Source organism: Escherichia sp. MOD1-EC7003, assembly GCF_002965065.1.
Classification (GTDB): Bacteria; Pseudomonadota; Gammaproteobacteria; order Enterobacterales; family Enterobacteriaceae; genus Escherichia.
In genome coordinates, this window is the sequence record NZ_PTRE01000133.1 from 1 (window position 1) to 5305 (window position 5305).

A 5305-nucleotide genomic window follows, 5' to 3' on the forward strand; every position below is an offset into this window, starting at 1 on the left:
ATGCTTCCATCGGAAATGATGAGCTGGCAGCCTGAGTTCACAGGTAAAATACTCTCCAGGAAACCCGGGGCGGTTCAATCCAGGCGGGTCGGCAAAACCGTCAGCAGGTCAAACGGCATGGTTTTTTCCGGCAGTACGTTGTCACACAGACGGTTCCACCACACCGATACATCCTCGTTACCCCAGATGTCACACCAGTCACCTCTTTTTGCGGTGAAATGCACAGTGATAGTTTCCCTGACATCATCCGGTAACCCTTCCCAGCGATGCTGTCCAGTACTGCTCTGCAGCCAGAGTTCATGCAACATCAGGCAGTTTTGCTCATCCAGCAGTACACCGTTCTGCAGGTGTGTCAGCCAGCGGGTGAACGCGATATTTTCCGGCGATACAGCACCACGTCCGGCAGCCGTCACTCCGGGGCACTGCTCAGAGCGGATATTTTCAGTGATCTGCAGAAGTCCGGCACTTCCGGCCAGAAACAGCTGAATACCTTCATTTGTGGCGCGGCGATAAAGCGGTGTGACTGCGCCGCTGGCCAGTCGTTTAATCTCAGCGATCTGTGCCGGTTCACCAGAAAAATACATACGGTTACTGCACCAGTTTGGCATGGGAATTATCCTCACAGGAGCATCGGGAGGGCGCCCCTGTGGCGCCCGTTCCCCGCTGCCTGTGGGCTGTTCACCGCGCCCGGTAACGGGTCAGGCCGACCGTGGAATACCGCAGCCGTCGTCTTTTTGACGGCAAGGCTATGCCGCGAAAGCGGCTTGAAGGGCGCTCATCAGAAAAGGGCGACGGGCTGGCGTACACTGTCACCGACGCCAGCCGGGAGCGGTAAAAGCGCCCGTCCCGTGCTCGGCCGGACGCGGGACACTGACCACAGGCAGCGTTTCTGCCGCGCCGCGTCAGCCGGCGCAGTAAAAAGAGGAGCCCGGCGACATCTTTTGTTATCCGCCAAATAAAACCCAAAAACAACCCACACCAAACCCAATAAAACACCAAAACAAGACAAATAATCATTGATTGATAGTTAAAATGGGGTAAACTTGACAAATAAACCCACTTAAAACCCAAAACACACCCAAACACACACCAAAAAAAACACCATAAGGAGTTTTATAAATGTTGGTATTCATTGATGACGGTTCAACAAACATCAAACTACAGTGGCAGGAAAGTGACGGAACAATTAAACAGCACATTAGCCCGAACAGCTTCAAACGCGAGTGGGCAGTTTCTTTTGGTGATAAAAAGGTCTTTAACTACACACTGAACGGCGAACAGTATTCATTTGATCCAATCAGCCCGGATGCTGTAGTCACAACCAATATCGCATGGCAATACAGCGACGTTAATGTCGTTGCGGTGCACCACGCCTTACTGACCAGTGGTCTGCCGGTAAGCGAAGTGGATATTGTTTGCACACTTCCTCTGACAGAGTATTACGACAGGAATAACCAACCCAATACGGAAAATATTGAGCGTAAGAAAGCAAACTTCCGGAAAAAAATTACATTAAATGGTGGGGATACATTCACAATAAAAGATGTAAAAGTCATGCCTGAATCTATACCGGCAGGTTATGAAGTTCTACAAGAACTGGATGAGTTAGATTCTTTATTAATTATAGATCTCGGGGGCACCACATTAGATATTTCTCAGGTAATGGGGAAATTATCGGGGATCAGTAAAATATACGGAGACTCATCTCTTGGTGTATCTCTGGTCACATCTGCAGTAAAAGATGCCCTTTCTCTTGCGAGAACAAAAGGAAGTAGCTATCTTGCTGACGATATAATTATTCACAGAAAAGATAATAACTATCTGAAGCAACGAATTAATGATGAGAACAAAATATCAATAGTCACCGAAGCAATGAATGAAGCACTTCGTAAACTTGAGCAACGTGTATTAAATACACTCAATGAATTTTCTGGTTATACTCATGTTATGGTTATAGGTGGTGGCGCAGAATTAATATGCGATGCAGTAAAAAAACACACACAGATTCGTGATGAACGTTTTTTTAAAACCAATAACTCTCAATATGATTTAGTTAACGGTATGTATCTCATAGGTAATTAATGATGGACAAGCGCAGAACCATTGCCTTTAAGCTAAATCCAGATGTAAATCAAACAGATAAAATTGTTTGTGATACACTGGACAGTATCCCGCAAGGGGAACGCAGCCGCCTTAACCGGGCTGCACTGACGGCAGGTCTGGCCTTATACAGACAAGATCCCAGGGCCCCTTTCCTTTTATGTGAACTGCTGACGAAAGAAACCACATTTTCAGATATCGTGAATATATTGAGATCGCTATTTCCAAAAGAGATGGCCGATTTAAATTCTTCAACAATCATTCAGTCCTCTTCACAATCGGAGCAAAAAAGTGATGAGGAGACAAAAAAGAATGCGATGAAGTTAATAAACTAATTAAATTATGATTGAGTTTCCTTTATCCACTATCAGGCTGGATAAAGGGAACTTAATCAAGTTATTTTATTGCCAGTCATTACATAAAATAAACAGGGTCGTTATTATAAAATAATTTCACGGAACTTATGAAAAAGTGGCTCCAATAATCAAAATTGGTGAGTTCGCAATGTCTGGCAATAACGTTTTTGATGGGTTATTTGCCAGTCCGGATCGCCAGAATACGCATACTGTCAGGGCTGGGAAACGATGCTCTCGGTTATTTACTGAAAAAAGGTGATATCACTGACGCAGAATACCGGGCGGCCCTGGAAATCGATCCCCGGCAGTCGATTTCTGTACACCTGCCGTATTCACAGACCTACCTCTGATAAAAAGGGCCAGTAACGGCCCTTTTCTTTTTCATAATATTCTGAGCAGTCTTGCTGGGTTTCCTGCATAAATGCCTTTGTTCTCAATCGGTTTTACCACAACTGAACCCGCACCAATAACAGCTCCGCTGCATATATACGGAGACAGAATAATGGCTCCACTGCCAACAGTAACCGAATCCCCCAGGGTAATGCTGATCCAGTTATCCGGTGACGGTTCTGGTGCTCCTGAACGAAACAGATCGTTGGCGAACGTCACGTTATGACCAATGAAGCAGTTCTCCCCCAGTGTTACGTTCTCACAAATAAACGTGTGCGACTGTATCCGGCTTCCACTACCAATGACACAGCCTTTCTGTATCTCAACGAAGGGGCCGACAAACACATTGTCCCTGAGTTCACATTCATAAATGTTGACCGGTTTGACAATACGGACATTGGTCCCATAAATCACATCCCGGACAGCACATTCCATAAATTTCATACTCACACGACCTTTAAATACAGATGACACTTGCCGGAATTATACAGCCCAGATTCACTTGCCATGTTTCAGATTTCATTTCTCCAGGCGGCTCCCAAACCGTGATTCCTGGTAAGCCCGCATCAAGCAGGGAAACACAGCGCTGGCTAAAGCAGAATCCGAAGTTCAGGGTGATTTATCAGCCGGTTTACTCACCATGGGTAAATCATGTTGAACAGCTATGGCAGGCATTGCACGACACGATAACCCGGAATCATCAGTGTGGTTCGATGTGGCAACTGCTAAAAAAAGTTAATCACTTTATGGAAACCGCCAGTCCATACCCGGGAGGAAAGCATGGTCTGGCAAAAGTGTAGCGATATTAGGCGCAGCTATTTAGTGCGAACATTATTTGTTTTTTAATTCTTATTTACAAAATGGATTATAAGTGTTTATTGCAGTAACAAAAAATGGATGTAAACTAGACTCGGGACATACATTTATATAATAAGGAATAGTGGATATGTTTGCAGCAAAGCCCGAAAGCAGTCAAAGAAGTATTTCTGGATTCTTCAGCCCTGGGGCAAATGGTGAAAACGCAAGTAATAAACCGTCAAGTGGTATGGCGAACAGAATCAAACCAGTTGTAAGCGATTCACAAATCGGTAGATATACAACTGACAGTAATACTCTGAAGGATGGATTGTGTAGCCAAGCCCACATAGGAACTCAACCTTATCAGCCAGATGCTGACTCGCCGCTAACTGTGAGGTCATTCCTACAAATTGCACTTTCCAACAATAATTACAAATCATTAGAGCATCTGCAAACACGAGCAGAGAATTATCTGAGACATCGCAAAGCAGAAGAGAAGATTCTGCGTTCGACCGTTGAGGGGCTAACTAATCCAGAATCTCCTGTATTCAAACAAACAGCATGGATGGGGCATCTGGAGCGTGGCCTTTGGAAAACGGAAACACGCTGGGATGGAAACGACCGTGAGCAGCTAGGAAAAGAGGCTCTTGGTTCAGAGGAGCCAAAACCTGGTTCACCATTTTACGGTAGTCGTGGATTAAAATTATCCGATAGTGCCCGTTCTGCCTTCTCAATGATGCTGTGTGGTTCTGCTGGACCATTCACGAAAGAGCAAACACTCTCCGGTTTCGAGCTTGCACAGACCGGCCAAGTGTTGGCTGGAAGGCTAAAAATTCAGGAGCGAATGACATTCCGCGCAAACAATCGCGTTGATGCTCAGCGTAACGGTACACACTCCACCCGCACACAAACAGGCATGGATCTTTCTCAAGATATCGGCACAATCATGCGTGATAAAGCTGGGCTACCGGTCATGAGCGGAACCTCTGGCTCCTCCTCTGATGCCACTCTTGCAACACGTTACGCTGCCGAGCATTTTGGTAAAACATGGGCCGCGCCTAGCTTGAACCAAGCAGAAGGATGCAAAGCTATCTCGGATCTGTCACATCACTATTTTCGTGCAGAAGGCTCCTGTCCTCCACAATCAATGGCAACGGGAATAAATAAGGTTCGTTGTGATGCAGGAATGGAAGAGAAACATGTAAATGCCCTGGATATATTCACACATAGCTATCCAGAAATTTATGCTGGGGTTGCATTGACGATTGCTGGGGCTGGCGGTAATGATGAGCAGGCAATGTATAATGTTACGCAAGAAGCCGCTCGAATTCTGCACGAAGCTGAAACCAAAGATTGAAAATGTTCTAAGTGAAGAAGCCCGCCCCAGAAGAATATAATCCACATTCTAAATAGCTGCGCCGAATACCGCTACACTTTTGCCAGACCATGTTTACCGCCGGGGAACGGGCACAGCAGAGCGTTCTGGCAACGTCGCTGACGCGGTCGCCCCGGTGCAGCATCAGCATGGCAGTCAGCCTGCGGGCATAATTTTTATCGTGCGTTTTATGGATTGCTTTCTGCATCAGGCGTCGTTCGTCAGTAAGCGGCTCGTCAGAACCGTATTGATATTTACTGAGAGCTCAGATCAACTTTCCAGGGCA

At 46.1% G+C, this 5305-nt stretch carries 5 protein-coding genes and 3 pseudogenes; 4 read left to right on the forward strand and 4 right to left on the reverse strand.

Annotated elements, in window-relative coordinates; translation table 11 throughout:
* Positions 1-77: 77 nt before the first annotated feature.
* Positions 78-608: pseudogene (locus A7090_RS20070) on the reverse strand (DUF1281 domain-containing protein); the annotation flags it as partial.
* Positions 609-678: 70 nt separating this feature from the next.
* On the reverse strand, positions 679-972 hold the full coding sequence (locus A7090_RS20080; protein ID WP_060774112.1) for a hypothetical protein: 294 nt from the start codon (positions 970-972) through the stop codon (positions 679-681).
* Positions 973-1119: 147 nt separating this feature from the next.
* Between A7090_RS20080 and parM the strand changes: the two genes are divergently transcribed.
* A complete protein-coding gene (parM, locus tag A7090_RS20085; RefSeq protein ID WP_000959884.1) occupies positions 1120-2082 on the forward strand; it encodes a plasmid segregation protein ParM in 963 nt (320 codons plus the stop codon).
* A 2-nt stretch (positions 2083-2084) separates the two neighbouring features.
* Positions 2085-2435, forward strand: a complete 351-nt coding sequence (locus tag A7090_RS20090) for a plasmid partitioning/stability family protein (RefSeq protein ID WP_001365718.1) — start codon at positions 2085-2087, stop codon at positions 2433-2435.
* A gap of 402 nt (positions 2436-2837) precedes the next feature.
* Here A7090_RS20090 and A7090_RS20100 read toward each other — a convergent pair whose 3' ends face one another.
* Entirely contained in the window at positions 2838-3290 is a 453-nt protein-coding gene (locus A7090_RS20100; RefSeq protein ID WP_105275337.1) for an acyltransferase, read from the reverse strand.
* A gap of 125 nt (positions 3291-3415) precedes the next feature.
* On the opposite strand from A7090_RS20100, the pseudogene A7090_RS20105 reads away from it, so the two are divergent.
* Both A7090_RS20105 and A7090_RS20110 read left to right on the forward strand, forming a co-directional pair.
* Positions 3416-3646, forward strand: a pseudogene (locus tag A7090_RS20105) (IS630 family transposase); the annotation flags it as partial.
* Positions 3647-3792: 146 nt separating this feature from the next.
* Positions 3793-5001 (forward strand): secretion protein EspV, encoded by a 1209-nt coding sequence (locus A7090_RS20110; RefSeq protein ID WP_105275338.1) that lies wholly within the window; start codon positions 3793-3795, stop codon positions 4999-5001.
* Between the two features lie 67 nt (positions 5002-5068).
* On the opposite strand, the pseudogene A7090_RS20115 reads toward A7090_RS20110, so the two are convergent.
* Positions 5069-5227, reverse strand: a pseudogene (locus tag A7090_RS20115) (IS630 family transposase); the annotation flags it as partial.
* Between the last annotated feature and the right edge of the window lie 78 nt (positions 5228-5305).

What these genes read in the sequence shown, in the direction of transcription:
- parM (WP_000959884.1), top strand. Translation starts at nt 1,120, where the DNA reads ATGTTGGTATTCATTGATGACGGTTCAACAAACATCAAACTACAGTGG.
- A7090_RS20090 (WP_001365718.1), top strand. Translation starts at nt 2,085, where the DNA reads ATGGACAAGCGCAGAACCATTGCCTTTAAGCTAAATCCAGATGTAAAT.
- A7090_RS20100 (WP_105275337.1), bottom strand. Translation starts at nt 3,290, where the DNA reads ATGAAATTTATGGAATGTGCTGTCCGGGATGTGATTTATGGGACCAAT.
- A7090_RS20110 (WP_105275338.1), top strand. Translation starts at nt 3,793, where the DNA reads ATGTTTGCAGCAAAGCCCGAAAGCAGTCAAAGAAGTATTTCTGGATTC.